Source organism: Nocardia sp. (genome assembly GCF_025465275.1).
Classification (GTDB): domain Bacteria; phylum Actinomycetota; class Actinomycetes; order Mycobacteriales; family Mycobacteriaceae; genus Nocardia.
In genome coordinates this window covers 1-20,265 of sequence record NZ_JAODNK010000156.1, presented here as the reverse complement: position 1 = coordinate 20,265, position 20,265 = coordinate 1, and the positions used below count along the sequence as shown (strand labels likewise).

The 20,265-nt window shown below is 66.8% G+C and carries 15 protein-coding genes and 1 pseudogene; 9 read left to right on the top strand and 7 right to left on the bottom strand.

What is annotated here, in order from left to right; all coding sequences use genetic code 11:
- Positions 1-93: 93 nt before the first annotated feature.
- Together JWN03_RS33775 and JWN03_RS33770 are read left to right on the top strand one after the other, a co-directional pair.
- Positions 94-663: a nicotinamidase gene (locus JWN03_RS33775; RefSeq protein ID WP_297623531.1), complete on the top strand. Its 570-nt coding sequence runs from the start codon at positions 94-96 to the stop codon at positions 661-663.
- A gap of 205 nt (positions 664-868) precedes the next feature.
- Positions 869-2,932, top strand: coding sequence for an ATP-dependent DNA helicase (locus tag JWN03_RS33770; protein ID WP_297623529.1), 2,064 nt, complete (start codon positions 869-871; stop codon positions 2,930-2,932).
- A 151-nt stretch (positions 2,933-3,083) separates the two neighbouring features.
- Here JWN03_RS33770 and JWN03_RS33765 read toward each other — a convergent pair whose 3' ends face one another.
- A complete protein-coding gene (locus tag JWN03_RS33765) occupies positions 3,084-3,623 on the bottom strand; it encodes a DoxX family protein (RefSeq protein WP_297623525.1) in 540 nt (179 codons plus the stop codon).
- Between the two features lie 135 nt (positions 3,624-3,758).
- Positions 3,759-5,117 carry an NCS2 family permease gene (locus tag JWN03_RS33760; RefSeq protein WP_297623521.1) on the bottom strand — a complete coding sequence of 453 codons (1,359 nt, stop codon included), beginning with the start codon at positions 5,115-5,117 and terminating at the stop codon, positions 3,759-3,761.
- A 269-nt stretch (positions 5,118-5,386) separates the two neighbouring features.
- Here JWN03_RS33760 and JWN03_RS33755 point away from each other — a divergent pair, with 269 nt between their 5' ends.
- Complete coding sequence (locus JWN03_RS33755) at positions 5,387-7,441, top strand: AMP-binding protein (protein WP_297623518.1); 2,055 nt, start codon at positions 5,387-5,389, stop codon at positions 7,439-7,441.
- On the opposite strand, the gene glgP is transcribed toward JWN03_RS33755, so the two are convergent.
- A complete protein-coding gene (gene glgP, locus JWN03_RS33750; protein WP_297623515.1) occupies positions 7,438-10,005 on the bottom strand; it encodes an alpha-glucan family phosphorylase in 2,568 nt (855 codons plus the stop codon). The two genes, JWN03_RS33755 and glgP, sit on opposite strands and share 4 nt — an antisense overlap.
- A 393-nt stretch (positions 10,006-10,398) precedes the next feature.
- Between glgP and JWN03_RS33745 the strand changes: the two genes are divergently transcribed.
- The 3 genes from JWN03_RS33745 to glgB are packed head-to-tail and all read left to right on the top strand — an operon-like array spanning position 10,399 to position 15,312.
- On the top strand, positions 10,399-11,049 hold the full coding sequence (locus tag JWN03_RS33745) for a PaaI family thioesterase (protein ID WP_297623512.1): 651 nt from the start codon (positions 10,399-10,401) through the stop codon (positions 11,047-11,049).
- 46 nt (positions 11,050-11,095) lie between these two features.
- Positions 11,096-13,096 carry an alpha-1,4-glucan--maltose-1-phosphate maltosyltransferase gene (locus tag JWN03_RS33740; protein WP_297623509.1) on the top strand — a complete coding sequence of 667 codons (2,001 nt, stop codon included), beginning with the start codon at positions 11,096-11,098 and terminating at the stop codon, positions 13,094-13,096.
- Positions 13,096-15,312, top strand: a complete 2,217-nt coding sequence (gene glgB / locus JWN03_RS33735) for a 1,4-alpha-glucan branching protein GlgB (protein WP_297623506.1) — start codon at positions 13,096-13,098, stop codon at positions 15,310-15,312. Before JWN03_RS33740 ends, glgB begins: the two co-directional genes overlap by 1 nt.
- Here glgB and JWN03_RS33730 read toward each other — a convergent pair.
- Positions 15,256-15,879, bottom strand: coding sequence for a TIGR03086 family metal-binding protein (locus JWN03_RS33730; RefSeq protein ID WP_297623504.1), 624 nt, complete (start codon positions 15,877-15,879; stop codon positions 15,256-15,258). The two genes, glgB and JWN03_RS33730, sit on opposite strands and share 57 nt — an antisense overlap.
- A 173-nt stretch (positions 15,880-16,052) precedes the next feature.
- Here JWN03_RS33730 and JWN03_RS33725 point away from each other — a divergent pair, with 173 nt between their 5' ends.
- Positions 16,053-16,265 carry a hypothetical protein gene (locus tag JWN03_RS33725; RefSeq protein ID WP_297623502.1) on the top strand — a complete coding sequence of 71 codons (213 nt, stop codon included), beginning with the start codon at positions 16,053-16,055 and terminating at the stop codon, positions 16,263-16,265.
- A gap of 111 nt (positions 16,266-16,376) precedes the next feature.
- Here JWN03_RS33725 and JWN03_RS33720 read toward each other — a convergent pair whose 3' ends face one another.
- The 3 genes from JWN03_RS33720 to JWN03_RS33710 form a co-directional block, all read right to left on the bottom strand.
- Positions 16,377-17,225 (bottom strand): tetratricopeptide repeat protein, encoded by an 849-nt coding sequence (locus JWN03_RS33720; protein WP_297623596.1) that lies wholly within the window; start codon positions 17,223-17,225, stop codon positions 16,377-16,379.
- 55 nt (positions 17,226-17,280) lie between these two features.
- Positions 17,281-17,640 carry a DUF3817 domain-containing protein gene (locus tag JWN03_RS33715; protein WP_297623500.1) on the bottom strand — a complete coding sequence of 120 codons (360 nt, stop codon included), beginning with the start codon at positions 17,638-17,640 and terminating at the stop codon, positions 17,281-17,283.
- 159 nt (positions 17,641-17,799) lie between these two features.
- Positions 17,800-18,981 (bottom strand): acetyl-CoA C-acetyltransferase, encoded by a 1,182-nt coding sequence (locus JWN03_RS33710; RefSeq protein WP_297623498.1) that lies wholly within the window; start codon positions 18,979-18,981, stop codon positions 17,800-17,802.
- A 113-nt stretch (positions 18,982-19,094) separates the two neighbouring features.
- Between JWN03_RS33710 and mce the strand changes: the two genes are divergently transcribed.
- Both mce and JWN03_RS33700 read left to right on the top strand, forming a co-directional pair.
- A complete protein-coding gene (mce, locus tag JWN03_RS33705) occupies positions 19,095-19,565 on the top strand; it encodes a methylmalonyl-CoA epimerase (protein WP_297623495.1) in 471 nt (156 codons plus the stop codon).
- Positions 19,566-19,651: 86 nt separating this feature from the next.
- Positions 19,652-20,265 (top strand): annotated as a pseudogene (locus tag JWN03_RS33700) (hypothetical protein); the annotation flags it as partial.

The following is a 20,265-nucleotide window of genomic DNA, read 5'->3' as shown; positions in this document are numbered from 1 at the left end:
CGCCCTCCTCGAATAGCCGCGCGGTCCCGCTGCGCGGCACAATGCACGAGGTAAGGAACCGTCGCGGTTCGCCCAGGCCCCCGGGAGGTCGCTATGAGCCGAGCACTGATCGTCGTGGACGTACAGAACGACTTCTGCGAAGGCGGGTCCCTGGCCGTCGCGGGCGGAGCGGCGGTGGCCGAGCGGATTACCGAATACCTCGGCGTTTCCGACTACGCCGCGGTGGTGGCCACCCGCGACTTCCACATCGATCCGGGCGCGCACTTCTCCGACCAGCCCGACTACGTCGACTCCTGGCCACCGCACTGCCGGGTCGGCACACCCGGCGCGGACTTCCACCCGGCGCTCGACACCGCTCCCGTCGAAGAGATCTTCTCCAAGGGCGCGTACACAGCCGCCTACTCCGGCTTCGAGGGCACCGCCTCCGACGGTTCCACCACCCTCTCGGACTGGCTGCGCGACCGTTCCATCGACGCCGTCGACGTCTGCGGCATAGCCACCGACCACTGCGTCCGCGCCACCGCCCTGGATGCCCGGGCCGAGGGCTTCACCACCCGAGTCCTCCTCGGCCTCACGGCCGCAGTCTCCCCCGCCACGCTGCAAACCGCCCTCGACAAACTCCGCACCGCCGGCGTCGAACTCGCCGGCACACTCGAAAACTGACACACCCGCGCCCAAGTTCGCGGCCCGCCCCGTTCTGGACTGAGTGGAGCGGGGGAGCGAAGCGGAGGAGCGGAGGGAGGGAAGAACGGGGTAACAGGGCCGCGAACCGCCGTAGCGAAGCGGAGGCAAATTAAACACCGAACCCGCCGCAGCGAAGCGGAGGCAAAAATACAGCTTGTCGGCCCGGCGCAGTAACCTGGCCGTCGTGCCCGAACTCCCTCCCGTCCCGAAGCTATTGGCCACCGCTGTCCAGGCGCTCGGGGGTAAGGAGCGCAAGGGGCAGCAGACCATGTCCGCGGCGGTGGCGCATGCCATCGATACCGGGGAGCATCTGGCGGTGCAGGCGGGGACCGGGACGGGGAAGTCGCTGGCTTATCTGGTGCCGAGTTTGCGGCATGCGGTGCGGACTGGGCGGACGGTCGTGGTGTCGACCGCGACCATTGCGTTGCAGCGGCAGTTGGTGGATCGGGATCTGCCGCGGTTGAGTGCGGCGCTGGCGGAGCAGCTGGGGCGGGTGGCGCAGTTCGCGATTCTCAAGGGGCGCAATAACTATCTGTGCTTGAACAAGATCAATAGTGCGATTCCGGACGAGCCGGGCGAGGCGGAGCTGTTCGACGCGTTCGCCATCTCGCGGCTGGGGCGCGAGGTGCAGCGGCTGCACGAGTGGGTGTCCAATACCGAGACCGGCGATCGGGACGAGCTCACGCCGGGCGTGAGCGACCGGGCCTGGCGGCAGGTGAGCGTGAGTTCGCGTGAGTGCCTGGGCAAGTCGCGGTGCCAGTTCGGCCAGGACTGCTTCGCCGAGAAGGCGCGCGCGGAGTCGGGCACGGCCGATGTGGTCGTCACCAATCATGCGCTGCTGGCCATCGACGCCATCAGCGGTATCCAGGTGCTGCCCGAACACGATGTGGTGGTGATCGACGAGGCGCACGAACTGGTCGACCGGGTGACCGGGGTGGCCACCGCGGAGCTGTCCACGGGATCCATCAGCGCGGCCGCCAAACGCTGCACCAAACTCATCGACGAGCAAGAGGTGGATCGTCTCGAGGGTGCGGCCGAGGCCTGGCACACCCTCCTGGACGAGCTGAATCCCGGCCGCTGGGATCGCATGCCCGACGGCGCCGCCTCGGTGCTGGCGCTCATTCGCGATGCCGCCTGGAATGCCCGCACCGCGCTCGCGCCAACGGGTTCCACCAATCCGCAGGCCGATCCCGAATCCGCGGCGGCCCGCAATCAGGCCCTCGCCGCGATCGAGGAGATCCACGACGCCGCGGTGCGAGTGCTCACCACCTACGAGGAGCCGGATCCGTCCGCACATCGCGATGTCATCTGGCTGGCCAGCGATGAGGTGCGCGGCGTCCCGCGCCGCACCCTGCACATGGCTCCGCTCTCGGTGGGCGGTCTGCTGCGCAGTCGCCTGTTCGGTACTGCCACAGTGGTTCTCACCTCGGCCACGCTGCAGATCGGCGGCTCCTTCGACAATCTGGCCGTCACCTGGGGCCTGCCGCCCAAATCCGCCGCCAAGGTGGATCCGGCACTGGCCAGCGGCGTCGAGGCCCCCTCCGATGCCGCTGCGCTGCACTGGAATTCGGTCGACGTGGGTTCCCCTTTCGACCATGCCAAATCTGGAATCCTCTACGTGGCCAAGCATCTTCCCGCGCCGGGCCGGGACGGGCTGCCGACCGCGTACCTGGACGAGATCGAGCGCCTCATCACCGCGGCCGGCGGCCGCACCCTCGGTTTGTTCTCCTCCATGCGAGCGGCCAAGGCCGCCACCGAGATTCTGCGCGAGCGCCTGGATACCCCGGTGCTGTGCCAGGGCGACGACGCCACCGGCGCGCTGGTCAAGAAATTCGCCGAGGACCCGGAAACCTCACTCTTCGGCACACTTTCGCTGTGGCAGGGCGTGGATGTGCCGGGCCCGTCACTGAGTCTGGTGATCCTGGACCGGATTCCGTTCCCGCGCCCGGATGATCCGCTACTGGTGGCCCGGCAGCGCGCGGTGGAATCACGGGGCGGCAACGGTTTTCTGTCGATCGCGGCCAATCATGCGGCGCTCCTACTCGCGCAGGGCACGGGCCGACTGCTGCGCAGTGTGGACGATCGCGGTGTAATCGCTATTCTGGATTCGCGCCTCGCGACTGCGCGCTACGGCGGATATCTTCGTGCGTCGTTGCCGCCGTATTGGGAAACGTCCGATCCGCAAGTGGTGACAAAGGCTTTGGAGCGACTTACCAAAACCCCTGAGCTAAACAAAACACCCGTGTGAAAACGATCACACGAGTGGTCTGTACTTCCGAATAGAAGTAAATTGGCCTGCGATACCCCGGTGTACCCCCAATTCCCACATCGGAAGTATCGGTGTCCCCGCGCCAAGCCCTGCACGCGGCGCGGGGACCATAAACTTCTTATTGCAATGCTTACTTCGCGATCAGCGTGATGAGCGCGGCGACCACGGCCAGCAGCACCGCACCCGCAGCCCAGCCGAATCCCTTACGCGCCCAAGGCCGCTCGGCATCCAGCGCGAACCGGCCCGGGCCGGTGAAGGCCAGCGCCAGCGCCGCGACCGCGTACAGCAGCGCCGACTCGTAGGCGGCGAACCCGCCGTGCCAGGTCGCATTGACCGCATTCAGCATGGTGCCCAGCACAATTGCGGCCGCCAGCGGCGTCAGCAGACCCAGCGCGAGCAGCACGCCGCCGGTCACCTCACTCAGACCTGCCAGCGTGGCGAAGAACTTGCCCGGGTCGTAGCCCATGCCCACGAACGCGCCGGCGGTGGCGTCCAGGCCGTAACCGTTGAACCAGCCGAACAGCTTCTGGGTGCCGTGCACCACGAGCAGGGCGCCGAAGCCCACCCGCGCCACCAGCAGGCCGATATCGGAGGCACCGGCGTCCAAGCTCTTCAGTGTGGCCACACCGGAAGTGCGAGTACCGGCGGCATTTTCGTCGACAGTCGTCATTGCTTTCCCATTCCTCGTCGGCCGGTCCGTGCAAATCCATTAAGCGGACCGTAGTCCGCATAGCTGCACAGTAAGGCTCAACCGGGCCGGGCGGCAACCCATTCCGCCGCCCGGCGAGAAAAGCTGTGACCTGGGTTACTTCGCGAGGAACCAGAAGTACGAGACGAATACGACCATCAGCACCCACATCACGGGGTGCACCTCGCGTCCGCGACGCTTGGCGACCATGACGATCGGGTAGAACAGCAGACCCATGGCAATGCCGTTCGCGATGGAGTAGGTCAGCGGCATCATGATCACGGTGATGAAGGCCGGGACCGCGTATTCCAAACGGCTCCAGTCGATATCGCCGAGCGCGCGGGACATGAGCACGCCGACCACGATGAGCGCCGGTGCGGTCACCGCGGGCACATCCGCGACCACCGCGAAGAGCGGGAAGAAGAACACGGCCAGCAGGAACCAGCCGGCCGTGGAGACCGCGGTCAGACCGGTGCGCCCGCCCGCCGAAACACCCGCCGTGGATTCGACATACGCGGTGGTGGTGGAGGTGCCGATGATCGCGCCCGCGGCAGTGCCGATCGAATCGGCCGCCAGTGCCTGTCCGGCGCGCTCCAGCTTGCCCTCCTCGGTGAGCAGCCCGGCCTGATGGGCGACGCCGATCAAGGTGCCGGAGGCATCGAAGAAGTCGACGAACAGCATGGTGAGCACCACGATGATCATCTGCCCGGTGAAGGCGTCGGGGAGGTGAATCACGGCCTGGCCGAAGGTCTTGTCGAGGCCGTGCGGCAACTCGGCGACCGAGTCCGGCAGGTGCACCAGCCCGGTGACAATGCCGAGGATGGCGGTGGAGAGGATGCCGTACAGCACCGCGCCGTGCCAGCCGAGCACCAGGAAGACGACCGTCACCAGCAGGCCGAACAGCGCCAGCAGCGTGGTGCCCCTGTGGAAGTTGCCCAGATGCACCAGGGTCGCGTCGCTGGCGACCACGATGCCCGCGTTCTTCAGGCCGAGGAACGCCACGAACATGCCGATGCCGGCGCCGACCGCCAGTTTCATCTGCATGGGGATGGCGTCGATGATCTTCTCGCGCACCTTGGTGATGGCCAGGACGAAGAAGATGAGGCCGGAGAGCAAGGTGCCGGACAGCGCTTCCTGCCACGGGATGCCCATATTGAGGATGACCGTGTACGCGAAGAAGGCATTGAGCCCCATACCGGGCGCGAGCGCCACCGGGTACTTGGCCCAGATGCCCATCACCAGCGTGCCGACCACCGCGGCGACGGCGGTCGCGGTGAAGACCGCCTGTGTCGGCATGCCCTTGTCGCCCAGTACACCGTGGTCGCCGAGGATCGCCGGATTGACGGCCAGCACATAGGACATGGCGAGGAACGTGATCGTTCCGGCCATGAGCTCACGCTTGACGGTCGACCCGTGATTGCTGATGCCGAAGTACTCGTCGACGCGCCCCTTGGTGCGCGTGAGGACGGTGCTCATGGGTGTGTTGTCTCCAGTCGGCGGGAGGTCAGAAGGGTGCCGTGGGCACCGTACTTGTCTCGTTCGCCGGAACTTCACTCGGCCCGGCGAATCGTGAGCAATCGCACCTGCCTCATGCTTGTTTTTCCAGTGCTACCAGCGCAATTGCTGGGCAATTAAACTTATTACCCACCGGTATTTCGAAAACCTTGCGGCATACTGTCTGAGACGTTACAAATACGTAATCCGGGGGCGGACGGCAAGTACCGGCAGATGAGAATTGCAAACGTGTGGTTACCGATGTCATCGATGCGATCGCCGAGTTCGCGATCAGTCGCAAAGCGATCTGGGATGTGCTCGTAGAGCCACAGTCCTACCCTCGGCTCTTCCGCGGTATCGGTGCGTGCGAACAACGCGATGCCGCCGACGTACACCCCACCCTGACGATGCGGGTGGGCGGCGCCGGAATCGATATCCGCACGCTGCAGGTGCAGGTGCGCATCGGCCGCGAATACGAGAATCTGGAACTGCACTGCCCCGACTCCGGCAGCTTCGCCGCGGTGCGACTGCGCGAGGTCGGCCCGAACACCCGGGTCTCGGTCACGTTTTTCAAAGCCGCACTGATACATCCGCTGGTCGCGCAACTGCCCAACTCGGCGGCGGTGGCCTGGACGCAGGCCGGGCTCAAACGGGTCGCCGAACTGGTGGCGGGCGCGCCGACCGCGACGATCATCAATGGCGAAGACTCGCCGATGAAGCTGCAGGCGAGCGTCGCCCGGCAGATGGTGACCTCCGGCGTGGTGCGTACCTTCCGGCCCGACGTCGGGCTCAAACAGCTGGGCAGCCTGGCCAAATGGGGGTTCAGCCTGGCCGGCGGATATGCCACGGCGGCGGCGCACTCACCGCAGCGGGCGGCCGTCATCGACGACCGCTACTGCACCACCTTCGACCAATTGCACTCGCGCAGTAACGCATTGGCGGGCGCCATGACCATGCTCGGGTTCGGTAACCGGGCTTCGATCGGACTGCTGTGCCGCAATCACACCGGCATGGTCGAAGCCATGGTGGCCGCCGGTAAGGCGGGCGCGGACGCGGTGCTGCTCAATACCGGTCTGCCCGCACGGCAGATCGAGGAGATCGTGCAGCGGCACGGGCTGTCGGCGCTGTTCGTGGACAGCGAATTCGAGGATCTGGTCCGGTATCTGCCGGCCGATCTGCCGCGCTTCACCACCGACGAGCGCCCGCCCGTACCCGGGCGCACCACCATCGAGGATCTCATCGCCATGCAGGAGCTGGCGACGAAGAAACCGTCGCGGCCCGGGCAGTTGATCGTGCTCACCTCCGGGACCAGCGGCACGCCCAAGGGTGCGCGGCGGCCGCATCCCAAGGGCTTCGGGACGGTGGCGGCGCTGCTGTCGCGAATCCCGTTCGGCGTCAACGAGACCCTGCTGATTCCGTCGCCGCTGTTCCACACCTGGGGGCTGGCGGCGCTGCAGATCTCCACCGCCATTCGCGCGACCATCGTGCTGGGCGATCGGTTCGACGCAGAGGACTGTCTGCGGCGGATCGCCGAGCACAGGGTGACCGCGCTGATCGTGGTGCCCGTGATGGTGAACCGCATTCTCGACCTGCCCGTGCACGTGCGGGCACGGTACGACCTGTCCAGCCTGAAGATCGTCGCCAGCTGCGGTGCGCCGCTGGCCGGGGCGACCGTACTGCAGTTCCTGGATACCTTCGGCGACATCCTCTACAACGTGTACGGGTCCACCGAGGTGTCGTGGGCCAGCATTGCCGATCCGGCGGATCTGCGCATGTCCCCCACCACCGCGGGCCGTCCGCCGCTGGGCACGAGAATCGCTGTGCTGGGCCAGGATCGGCGCATTCTGCCGGTCGGCGCGACCGGGCGCGTCTTCGTCGGCAATCACATGCTGTTCGACGGGTATACCGATGCCACCCCGCCGGAGGAGTCGAACGGCATGCTGGACACCGGGGACGTCGGCTACCTGGACGCCGACGGGAAGCTGTTCCTGGCAGGCCGGGACGACGAGATGATCATCTCCGGCGGCGAGAACGTCTTCCCGCGTTCGGTCGAGGAGGCGCTCTCGCATCTGCCGCAGGTGAGCGAGGTCGCCGTGGTCGGGGTGCCCGATCACGAATTCGGCCAGCGCCTGGCGGCTTTCGTGGTCAAGCGGCCCGGTTCCGGACTCGACTCCGAGATGGTGCGTAATTACATCCGGCACCGGGTGAGCCGGTTCTCCGTGCCCCGCGATGTGACATTCCTGGATGCGCTGCCCCGTAATGCCACGGGCAAGATCCTGAAACGCACACTGGGACAGGCGACCTAGGGGCTGGGCGTCGCCACCAGGCCGAACTCCGCTTCGGAGGCCAGCAGCGGGTGGCTGGGCAGGATGCGGATGGTGTAGCCGACCGCACCGGAGAGGGGAACGGGGGCCTCGACGGTGAAAAGTTCTGTGCCGGAGTCCGTTCCGGCGTAGACCATGGGGATGTTGTGGATATCGGTGAGATCGTCGGTGGGTGAGACCCGTCCCAGTACCGCCTGAACGGTGACGTCCGACGAAGACAGACCACCCAGGTCGATGCGGGCGCGCAGCGCGAGGTTCGCGCCGATGACCGGGATATCCGGCAGGCCCGAGCTGTCCACCTGCACGACTCTTACTGTCGGCCAAGCGGATTCGATACGGCGGCGATACTCGGCGAGTTCCCGGGCGCCCTTGAAATCGTCCTGCGACACCGCCGCATACGCCGAGGCGGCGGGCGCGTAGTAGCCGACGGCGTAATCGCGGACCATGCGGGAGGCCAGCACCTGGGGACCGAGCGTCTGCAAGGTGTGCCGGACCATCTCCATCCAGCGCACGGGCAGATCATCGTGGTCACGGTCGTAGAAGCGCGGCAGCACAGCGCGTTCCAGCAGTTCGTACAGCGCGGAGGCTTCCAGATCGTCGCGTCGGTGATCGTCGCGCACGCCGTCGGCGGTGGGGATGGCCCAGCCGTTCTCACCGTCGTACATCTCGTCCCACCAGCCGTCGCGGATGGAGAGATTGAGGCCGCCGTTGAGTGCCGACTTCATACCTGACGTACCGCAGGCTTCCAGGGGCCGCAGCGGATTGTTCAGCCACACATCACAACCCCAGTAGAGGTAACGGGCCATGGACATGTCGTAGTTGGGCAGGAAGACGATGCGATGGCGCACCTCCGGATCGTCGGCGAAGCGCACCACCTGCTGGATGAGCGCCTTGCCGCCGTCGTCGGCCGGATGGGATTTGCCCGCGACCACCAGCTGCACCGGGCGTTCCGGGTCCAGCAGCAGCGCCCGCAGCCGCTCCGGATCGCGCAGCATGAGGGTGAGCCGCTTGTAGGTGGGCACGCGGCGGGCGAAGCCGACCGTCAGCACCTTCGGGTCGAAGACCTGGTCGATCCAGCCGAGTTCGGCCGGGGCCGCGCCGCGCTCCAGCCAGGAGGCGTGCACCCGGCGGCGCACCTCGTCGACGAGGATGCCGCGCAAGTCGTTCCGGGTCGACCACAGTTCACGCAGATCCACATCGCTGAGCCGCTCCCAGCCGCGCGCCTCCTCCACCAGCTCGTCGCCGATGAGCTCGCGGCCCTTGTCGATCCATTCGCGCGCGGCCCAGGTGGGGGCGTGCACACCATTGGTGACCGAGCCGATCGGCACCTCCGAGGTGTCGAAGCCGGGCCACAGCGGCGCGAACATGGCGCGGCTGACCTCACCGTGCAGTTTGGATACGCCATTGGCGCGCTGAGCAAGTCGCAATCCGAGGTGCGCCATATTGAACACCGACGGGTCGGCCTCACGGCCGATGGCGAGAATGCGATCCACCGAAACACCCGGCAGCACAGGGGATTCCCGTTCGCCGTGTGCGCCGCCGAAGTACCGGCGCACCAGTGCGCTGGCGAAGCGGTCGATGCCCGCCGGGACGGGAGTGTGCGTGGTGAAGACGGTTCCGGCGCGCACCGCGGTCAGCGCGGCATCGAAATCCATTCCGGTGACCATGAATTCGCGAATTCGCTCGATGCCGAGGAAGCCCGCGTGGCCCTCGTTCATATGGAACACATCGGGATCGGGCAGGCCGTGCGCACGGGTGTAGGCGCGCACCGCCCGCACCCCGCCGATACCGGCGAGAATCTCCTGTTTGATGCGGTGATCCTGATCGCCGCCGTACAGCCGGTCGGTGACCGCGCGCAGCTCCGGATCGTTCTCGGCGATATCGGAATCCAAGAGCAGCAGCGGGATCCGGCCCACCTGTGCGATCCAGACGCGCGCCCGCAGCACCCGGCCCTCGGGCATCGCCACGTGCAGCAGCACCGGCACCCCGCCGTCGGTGAGCAGCCGCAGCGGCAGTCCCTGCGGATCGAGCGCTGGATAGTGCTCGGCCTGCCAGCCGTCGGCGGTCAGCGACTGCCGGAAATAGCCGGAGCGGTACAGCAATCCGACACCGATGAGCGGCAGCCCGAGATCGGAGGCGGCCTTGAGATGGTCGCCCGCCAGAATCCCGAGCCCACCCGAATAGTTCGGCAGCACCTCGGTGACCCCGAACTCCATGGAGAAGTACGCGATCCCCTTCGGCCCCTGCTCCTGCCGCTGGAACCAGCGCGGGCGGGCCAGATAGTCACGCAGATCAGCGGCGGCGGCATCGACCCGCCGGGTATACGCCTCGTCACCGGCGAGCTCGTCCAGCCGCTCGGCCGGCACCTCCCCCAGCATGCGCACCGGATCCCGCCCGACCTCGACCCACAGCGCATGGTCCAGCTCCGCGAACACATCCTGGGTCGGCGCATCCCAGGACCAGCGCAAATTTGTCGCCAGCTCGGTCAGAGCAGACAACCGCTCAGGCAGATGAGCGCGGACGGTGAAACGACGCAGTGCCTTCACTGTGTCTATTTTGCCTCCGCTTCGCTCCGGCGGGTTCGCGGCCCCCTTTGTCTCGTTCTTCCCTCCCTCCGCTCCTCCGCTTCGCTCCCCCGCTCCACTCAGTCCAGAACGAGACGGGCCGCGAACTTGGGGCGGGTGTCTGGAAGGCCGGTGTCCCTGAGGCAGATGCCACGCCTCGTGGCGCACACCGCCTGACACCGGGCCCGGGCATCCGCCCCAGGGGCGCGGCCGTCCCGGTTCTGGACTGAGTGGAGCGCGGAGGAGCGAAGCGGAGGAGCGCGGAGGGAGGGAAGAACCGGGACCAGGGGCCGCGCCCCGCCCGGAGCGAAGCGGAGGGCAAAATAAACACAGCCCCGGCAGGAGCATCCCGGCGGCAACCGTTAACGTGCTTGTATGAGCGAGCAGCAGGTCGAGGCACTTCCCTCCCAGGAGCATCACGAGGGTGGGTTCCGGCCGATCGCGGAACTCGGCCGCGACAACACCAAGGGCGGGCCGCACTACGGTGAGCTCATCGAGCAGGTGCGCGAGCTGATGGACCGGGTGCGGCTGGCCGATCCGACCGATGAGATCGCCCTCGCGGCCATCGCGGAGCTGAAGGACCTCAATCAGCGGCTCGACGCGGTCATGGGTGACGAGTGGTCGGCGCCCAGCTGGCACCGCACCGACCTGCCCTCGCGCGGCAACATTACGCTGCCGCCGTATCTGGTGGACGAGGTCAGCCGCGACGGCGTGCACGCGCGAATCACCTTCCGCACCTTCCATCTCGGTGGCAATGGCGCGGCGCACGGCGGGCACGTCGCGCTCGGCTTCGACGATCTGCTGGGTATGACCGCGGCCGTGAACACCCGCGCGGTCACCCGTACCGCCTTCCTGCATGTCGACTACCGGTCCATCACACCGCTGAACACCGAGTTGCAGTGGCACGGCTGGGTGGAGCGCGTGGAGGGCCGCAAGGTCTTCGTCCGCGCCACCCTGCACGACGGCGAACGGCTCTGCGCGGAGGCGCACGGCCTGTTCCTCATGCTGAAGCCGGGCCAGCAGTAGCAGGTCGCGACGTCGAGGCGGGGCCGCACCCGGTAAGTTCGAACGGGTGACCGGCCGCATCGCCATCGATGACACCGCCCCCGCGATACCCGGCGGCCGGCCGGCGAAGGCCGTCGTCGGTGAGGTGTTCCCGGTCCGGGCCGTGGTGTGGCGAGAAGGGCACGACGCCGTCGCCGCCACCCTCGTGGTGCGGGCGCCGGGATCCACGCGCACCCAGCGTATTCGCATGGCGCCCGAATATCAGCCCGATGTCTTCAATGCCACCTTCACGCCGGGCAAGCCCGGACTGTGGACCTATCGCATCGAGGGCTGGAGTGATCCGCTCACCAGCTGGCGGGCCGCGGTGGAGGCGAAACTCGCGGTCGGGCAGAGCGCGATCGATCTGGCCAATGATCTGGAAATCGGTGCGCGCCTGCTGGATCGGGCCGCACAGGCGGTGCCCCGGAAGCAGTGGGAGACACTGCGCGCCGCCGCCGCCGCGCTGCGCAGCGAGGCGCAATTGCCCACCCGGGTCGCGCCCGCCTTCAGCGGTGAGGTGAGCGAGATCCTGCGCGAAACCCCACTGCGCGAACTGGTTACGCAGGGGCCGCAGTACTCCGTACAGGTGGATCGGCAGCGGTCGCTGTACGGCGCCTGGTACGAATTCTTTCCGCGTTCGACCGGCGGCTGGGACGCCGCCGGTAAGCCCGTGCACGGCACCTTCGCCACCGCCACCAAGGACCTGCCGCGCATTGCCGCCATGGGATTCGACGTGGTGTATCTGCCGCCGATCCATCCGATCGGCACCGTGAATCGCAAGGGGCCCAATAACTCTCTGACCGCCGGGCCTGAGGATGTGGGCTCACCGTGGGCCATCGGCTCCGACGAGGGCGGGCACGATGCCATTCACCCGGCACTCGGCACCACTGCGGACTTCACCGAATTCGTCGAAGCCGCACGGGAATTGGGCCTGGAAGTAGCGATCGATCTGGCGCTGCAATGCGCGCCCGACCATCCCTGGGTAACGACACATCCGGAATGGTTCACCACCCTGCCGGACGGCACCATCGCCTTCGCCGAGAACCCGCCCAAGAAGTACCAGGACATCTATCCGGTCAACTTCGACAATGATCCGGACGGGCTGTACGCCGAGGTGCTGCGGGTAGTGCGGCATTGGATCGGATTGGGTGTCACCATCTTCCGCGTCGACAACCCGCACACCAAGCCCGCCGACTTCTGGGAGTGGCTGATCGCACAGGTGCGCCGGAAGCATCCGGACATCATCTTCCTGTCCGAGGCGTTCACCCGGCCCGCACGGCTGTACGGGCTGGCGCGCCGCGGCTTCACGCAGTCGTACACGTATTTCACCTGGCGCACGCACAAGCACGAAATCGCCGAATTCGGCCTGGAATTGGCGGCCAAGGCCGATGAGGCCCGGCCCAATCTGTTCGTGAATACGCCGGACATCCTGCACGAGAGCCTGCAGCACGGCGGGCCCGGCATGTTCGCCATACGCGCCGTACTGGCGGCCACCCTCGGCCCGACCTGGGGCGTGTACTCCGGATTCGAGCTCTACGAACATCAGGCGGTGCAGCCGGGCAGCGAGGAGTACCTGAACTCCGAGAAGTACGAGCTGCGCCCGCGCCACTTCACCGCGGCCGCCGCACGCGGAGAATCATTGGAGCCGTTGATCACCCGGCTCAATGAGATCCGGCGCGCGCATCCGGCGCTGCAGCAGCTGCGCTGCATCCACTTCCATCACACCGACAGTGATGCGCTGCTGGCCTTTTCGAAATTCGACCCCACCACCGGCGACGCGATGCTGATCGTGGTGAACCTCAACCCGTTCGGCCCCGAACACGGGCATGTGTCACTGGATCTGCCCGCCATCGGCCGCGAATGGCATGAGCAGCCGGTCGTGTTCGACGAGATCAGCGGCGAGGAATACCACTGGGGCCAAAGCAATTACGTGCGGCTGGACCCGGCGCGGGCGGTCGCGCACATTCTCGTCCTGCCACCGGTGCCCGCCGCCGCCCGCGCCGAACTCTCCTATCGAAGATCCTTCTGATGCACCGGCGCGATCTGCTGCTGCTCGCCGCGGGCACGCATCCCGATCCGCACACCGTGCTCGGCGCGCACCCGCATCCGGACGGCACCATCATCCGGGTGCTGCGGCCGCATGCCGAGACAGTGCTCGCGCGCATCGGCGAGCTCGATCAGCCCCTCGAGCATGTCGGGCACGGTGTCTTCGAAGGCGTCACGCCGCTGTCCGAGCTCTGGGACTACCGGATCGTCACCTCGTATCCGGGCGGCCGCACCGTCATCGACGCCGACGGCTACCGATTCCTGCCCACGCTCGGGGAACTCGACCTGCATCTACTCGGGGAGGGACGGCACGAGCGGCTGTGGGATGTCCTCGGCGCGCACCCGCGGCGCTACCCGACCCTCGACGGGGAGGTGACCGGCACCTCGTTCGCGGTGTGGGCTCCGAATGCCCGCGGTGTGGCCGTCATCGGCGATTTCGACGGGTGGAGCGGCAATACCGCGCCCATGCGGCGACTCGGCGGGTCCGGGGTGTGGGAGGTGTTCCTGCCCGGCATCGAGGCGGGAACCAAGTACAAGTACCGGGTGCACGGGTCGGACGGGCGCACCGTCGATCACGCCGATCCCCTCGCCTTCGCGGCCGAATTACCGCCTGCCACCGCGTCTGTCGTGACCGAGAGCCATTACAGCTGGGGCGACGAGCAGTGGCTGCGCGCCCGCGACACCGGTGATCCGACGCGCGCGCCCATGAGTATCTACGAGGTGCACCTGGGTTCCTGGCGGCCCGGACTCGGCTATCGCGAACTCGCCGAACAACTCGCCGAATATGTTGCGGCCCAGGGGTTCACGCATATCGAGCTGCTGCCGATCGCCGAACACCCCTTCGGCGGCTCCTGGGGTTATCAGGTCACCTCGTACTACGCGCCCACCTCGCGATTCGGCACGCCCGACGACTTCCGCTGGTTCACCGATCACCTGCACCGCAAGGGCATCGGCGTACTGCTGGACTGGGTGCCCGCGCACTTCCCGCGCGACGAATGGGCGCTCGCGCGTTTCGACGGCACCGCCCTCTACGAGCACCCCGACCCGCGCCGCGGTGAGCAACTCGACTGGGGCACCTACGTTTTCGACTTCGGCCGGCACGAGGTCCGCAATTTCCTGGTCGCCAATGCCCGGTACTGGATCGAGGAATTCCATATCGACGGGCTGCGGGTCGATGCCGTCGCCTCCATGCTCTACCTCGACTACTCGCGCCCCGATTGGGAGCCGAATATCCACGGCGGCCGCGAGAATCTGGAAGCCGTGACATTCCTGCAGGCAATGAATGCCACTGTGCACAAACATCATCCGGGCGTGGTCACCATTGCCGAGGAGTCCACCACATGGCCCGGCGTCACCCACCCCACCGAGGTCGGCGGACTCGGTTTCACCATGAAATGGAATATGGGGTGGATGCACGACACCCTCGGATATCTGCAGCACGATCCGGTGCATCGCACCTGGCACCATAATGAGATCACCTTCTCACTCACCTACGCCTGGAGCGAGAACTATGTGCTGCCCATCAGCCACGACGAGGTCGTGCACGGCAAGGGCACACTGTGGACCCGCATGCCCGGCGACGACTTCACCAAAGCCAGCGGGGTGCGGGCGCTGCTCTCCTACATGTGGGCGCATCCGGGCAAGCAGCTGCTGTTCATGGGACAGGAATTCGGGCAGTTCCGCGAATGGAACCACGATCGCGGATTGGACTGGCACGAGCTGGAAAACCCACTGCACCAAGGCATTCACGCCCTGGTCCGCGATCTCAACACGCTGTATCGCGCAACGCCCGCGCTATGGAGCCAGGACACCTCGCCCGGCGGCTACTCCTGGCTCGATGCCGACGACCGCGACAACAATGTGCTGTCGTTCCTGCGCTACGGCGCGGACGGCGCGATGCTGGCCTGCGTCTACAACTTCTCCGGCGCCGAACACCGCGACTACCGCGTCGGGCTGCCCGCCGCCGGGCAGTGGCTGGAGGTGCTCAATACCGACGCAATCGCGTACGGCGGCAATGGAATCGGCAATCTGGGCGCGGTCGCCGCGACCGCCGAACCGTGGCACGGTCGCCCGGCCTCCGCGCTGGTCACGCTGCCGCCGAGCAGCGCGCTGTGGCTCGTCCCCGCGGACACGCCCGCCGAATCAGTTCGGCCAGTGCGGCGAGCGACCCAGGAGCGCGAGCACCTGATCGAGCCCTGAGCCGTCCGCGAGCGGCACGATCGGGGCGAACGGCGAATTCGGCGCGAGCCGGACATCGCCGTCCGGAACCCCTTGCGCCACTACGAGAGCCGCCGCCAGCAGATCCTCGTCGAACTCGACCGGTATGCCCAGCGTCCGGGCCACATCCCAGGAATGCACGACGTAGTCCACGAAGTGGAAGCTGATCGAGAGCGGCGCGGGCAGCACCACACCGTCCCGGACCTCCGGGAGCGGGAAGCCCTGCTCCAGCACCCCGTCGGCAGTGAAGGCGGCCACAACGTGCTCGGCTGCGGCGCGGTACTCGGAAATCGGGTCGACGCCCAGCGGCTGCGGCTTCCACAGCGCGATTTCAGCCTCACCGCGCGAGGCCGCCGCGAAACCATAGTGCTGAACAATCATGTGCTCCAGGAGGTCCCGCAGCGCCCAGCCGGCGCAGGGGGTCGGAGCGTCGAGGTCCGCGGCGGTCAGCCGGGACACCACGTCGATGCTGGTGCGCACCGCCCGTGCGTCGAGGGAAACCAGTTCGGGTCCCGCTGCGAGAAGTTCGGTGTATGTTGATGAGATCATACGCACGAGCTTACTAATTTTATATCGGTTCCGCCAGGTGCTTTCGTTACGGATATTCGGGCCCCCAGTCTCACGGCCCCGAACAGTTGCGTCTGCCGAAAGCTGTTGTGCTGTAGTCGACTCGAGTGGCGGCCGCATCGCAAACCAATCTCTGTGAATAGGAATGAAACTGCATGAAGAAGCTCGGTACCGCCATATTCATCAGCGCCGCAGTAGCCGGAATCATCGGCGGTGGGGCAGGTCTGGCCACCGCTGATTCGCACGTCTCCGCGCAGCCGGTTGTCGCGGTCGGTGAGCCGGATCCGTCCGGCACCGGCTCGTCCTCGGCCATCACCGACCTGGTGAAGCTGCTGACCACCGGCAGCGCGGGCACCCCCGCGAAGTAGTGGCACCGGTTCCCCGTACCCCGACTGCGGGGAACTCGAGCTATTCGAAAACGACTGCGCCCCTTCCGCATTGCGGAAGGGGCGCAGTTGTCGGTGGATCTGTGGGCGGACTCAGTACAGGGCGGCAGCCAGCTTGCGGCGGAACGCCATCACGATCGGCTCGGCCGGATCGAAGAGTTCGAAGAGCTCCAGCAGGTGCGTGCGGATACGGGTGCGGTCATCGCCGGCGGTGCGCTTGATCTGACCGATGAGGCGGTCGAACGCGGCTTCCGGCTCCTGATTGAACATTTCGAGATCGGCGGCCGCGAGAGCGGCGTCCAGATCAGTCGGATCGGCATCCGCCTTGGCGATGCCCGCGGGATCGAGATTCTGGACGCGAGAGATGAACTGGACCTGACGCAGCGCGGCCTTGGCCTCACCATTGGCCGGTTCGGCATTGAGAATCGCCTTGTACGCGGCCTCGGCGGTATCGAAATCGCCGCGCTCCAAAGCCTCTTCGGCCGCCACGAAACGCGGATCCTCGGGCACCTCGGGCTCGGCTTCGCCCTCACCGACACCGGGCAGCTTGCCGCGCACCGCCTCGATGACCGCCGACAGCCACTGGCGAACCTGCTCCTCCGGCTGATTACCGGTGAAGTCGGCGAGCGGCTGACCTGCGGCGACCGCGATCACCGTCGGAATGCCCTGCACGCCGAAGGCCTGTGCGATACGCATATTCGACTCGGCCTCGATGGTGGCCAGCTCCCAGTCGTCGGACTCGCCGACCATCTGCTCGAGCAGGCTCACCAATTCGATACTGCCTGGGCTGCGCTGCGAATACAGCGCCACCACCACCGGAACCTCAGCGGAGCGGCGCAGCACCTTGGCCTCGAAATCGGCCTCGGAGACAGCATGGCCGCCTGCGGGCGCGTCGGTCACCGGCGGCTGCTTCAGGCTGGACAGGTCCACCGCGCCGGACATTGCGGCAGCGGCGGCAGAGGGGCGTCGTGCGGGTCGAGTCACGGCATCCAGTCTGTCACGAACGGGCGGCGGCGGGAGCCGCAGCCTCACTCAATTCGCCGAGTTGACCGGTGCGGATGGCCCACCGCTCGAAGAAGTAGCTGGAGAACGGAACCACCGCGGACAGCAGCGCCAGACCGGTGGTCTTGCCCGGCCACTCGAACTCACGCGAGGCGAGCAGGCAGTGAATGGCGTACAGGATGAACACGATGCCGTGCAGCATGCCGAAAACCATCACGGGCCAGGTGATCGGCTCCGGCAGTCGCTTCAGGACCGAACCGGTCAGCAGCAGGACCCAGGTAAAGGCCTCCAGAATGCCGAGGAATCGAACCCGCTTCGCGAGGGTGCTCAGATCGAAGATATCCACGGCACCCATTGTGCCGGATGACTACGACCGCCCGTAGTGGAGATGGGTCACACACGCCCTCCGGGCGTGAAGGGAGGAATTGCGGGGGTTCCCCCGCAGACCCCCAAGTCAAGGGGGTATGGGGGAAGCCCCCACACCCCTTCCACGACCGAATACGGCCGTCGATGCTCAGGGCACGCGGATGATGAGGGCGTCGCCCTGGCCGCCGCCACCGCAGAGGGCAGCCGCGCCGACGCCGCCGCCGCGGCGCTTCAGCTCCAGGGCCAGGTGCAGGACGATGCGGGCGCCGGACATGCCGAGCGGGTGGCCGATGGCGATGGCGCCGCCGTTGACATTGACCTTCTCCGGGTCGATGCCGAGCTTGCGGGTGGAGGCGACGCCGACCGCGGCGAAGGCCTCGTTGATTTCGACGAGGTCGAGGTCTGCAGGCGAAATGCCTTCGCGCGCACAGGCCTTCGCGATGGCATTGGCGGGCTGGTCCTGCAGGGTGGAGTCCGGACCGGCGACCACGCCGGCCGCACCGATCTCGGCGATCCAGCTCAGGCCGAGCTGCTGCGCCTTCTCCTTGCTCATGACGACCACGGCGGCCGCACCGTCGGAGATGGGCGAGGCGGAACCGGCGGTGATGGTGCCGTCCTTGCGGAAGGCGGGGCGCAGCTTGCTCAGCGACTCCGCGGTGGTGTCGGCGCGGATGCCCTCATCGGTGGCGAACTGGATCGGGTCACCCTTGCGCTGTGGGATGGCGACGGGCACCACCTCGTCATCGAAGAGGCCGTTCTTCCACGCGGCGGCGGCACGCTGATGCGAGGCGGCCGCAAAGGCGTCCTGCTCTGCCCGAGTGACGGTTTCGGTATCGTTCTGCTGCTCGGTGAGCAGACCCATGGCCTGGTCGGTGAAAACGTCGTGCAGGCCGTCGTACGCCATATGGTCGCGCAGGGTGACGTCGCCGTACTTGAAGCCCTCGCGGCTCTTCTCCAGCATGTGCGGCGCGCGAGTCATCGATTCCTGGCCGCCGGCCACCACGATCTCGTGCTCACCGGCGCGAATCAGCTGATCCGCCAGGGCAATTGCATTGATACCGGACAAGCACACCTTGTTGACGGTGAGCGCGGGGACATCCATCGGAATCCCGGCGGCCGCGGCGGCCTGCCGAGCCGGGATCTGGCCGGCACCCGCGGTCAGCACCTGGCCCATGATCACGTAATCGACCTGTTCAGGAGCGACCCCACCCTTCTCCAGGGCCGCCTTGATGGCGATACCGCCGAGATCGGAGCCGCTGAAATCCTTCAGCGAACCGAGCAGCTTCCCCATCGGGGTGCGTGCGCCGGAGACGATGACGGTGGTGGTCACGATGTGCCTCGCTTACGTCGGATGTGGTGGCTCCGCCAACCATCGGAGCCCTACTCAAAGGTAACCTGACCGACCCGGGCGGCCTTCCCCAGGTGCGCGCTACCGTTCGAGGTGTGAGTAGCACCGAGAACACCGAATTCGTCCCCGCCGAATACATCACCGCCGTCGATCATGTCGGCATCGCGGTGCCCGATCTCGATACGGCTGTCGCCTGGTATCGGGACAATCTCGGCATGGTGGAGACACATCGCGAGATCAATGCCGCGCAGGGCGTGCACGAGGCGATGCTGTCCTATGCGGCCGCACCGGCGGGGTCCGTTGCCCTGCAGTTGCTGGCACCGCTCAACGAGGACTCCACCATCGCCAAATTCATCGACCGAAACGGTCCTGGCCTGCAGCAGCTCGCCTACCGAGTCACCGATATCGAGGCTGTCTCCACGTATCTGCGTTCACGGGGCTTGCGTTTGCTGTACGAGGCTCCGCGCCCTGGCACAGCCGATTCCCGCATCAACTTCATCCACCCGAAGGATGCTGGCGGTGTGCTGGTCGAACTCGTCGAACCGGCCGCGAAAACTACCCACTAGTACCGAGATCAGCGACCCTAAAGACGCTGTAACAACATTCGCGGTCGGGTCACCATCAGTGGTCGCCAGGCTGTAGTTTGTGTGCCATGTCGTCCACTGAGCCCGATCGTAATCGCTTCGTCGCATTGCCCTTTACCGTCGTGCGGAAGGGCTATGACCGTGATGAGGTGCGTAACTACTTCGACCGTTTCGACGCCGAGCTAAGGGTCACCGCCACCGATCGCGATGCCGCCGCAGCCCAGGCCCGCAACCTGGCGGCCCAGCTGGAGGACGCCCGCGACGAGATCGACGAGCTCCGCAAGGAGGTCGACCGCCTCTCGGTGCCGCCGACCACCGCGGAAGGCATGTCGGACCGCATCTCTCGCATGCTGCGCCTGGCTTCCGACGAGGCGTCCGAGGTGCGCGCGCAGGCCCAGGCCGAGGCCGCCGAGATGATTTCGATCGCCGAGCAGCAGGCGACCGAGATGCGCGGTAAGTACGAGTCGCTCCTCTCCGAGACCAAGGAGAAGCGCGAGGCGCTCGAGATCGAGTTCGAGCAGACCCTCGCGAACGCCCGCTCCGAGGCCAATAAGATCGTCGAGGCCGCCAACGCCGAAGCCGATCGCCTCACCAAGGAGTCCGAGGCCAAGCGCAAGGCCGCGCAGCAGGACTTCGAGGTCACCATGGCCGAGCGCCGCACCAAGCTCACCCGCGCCATGGA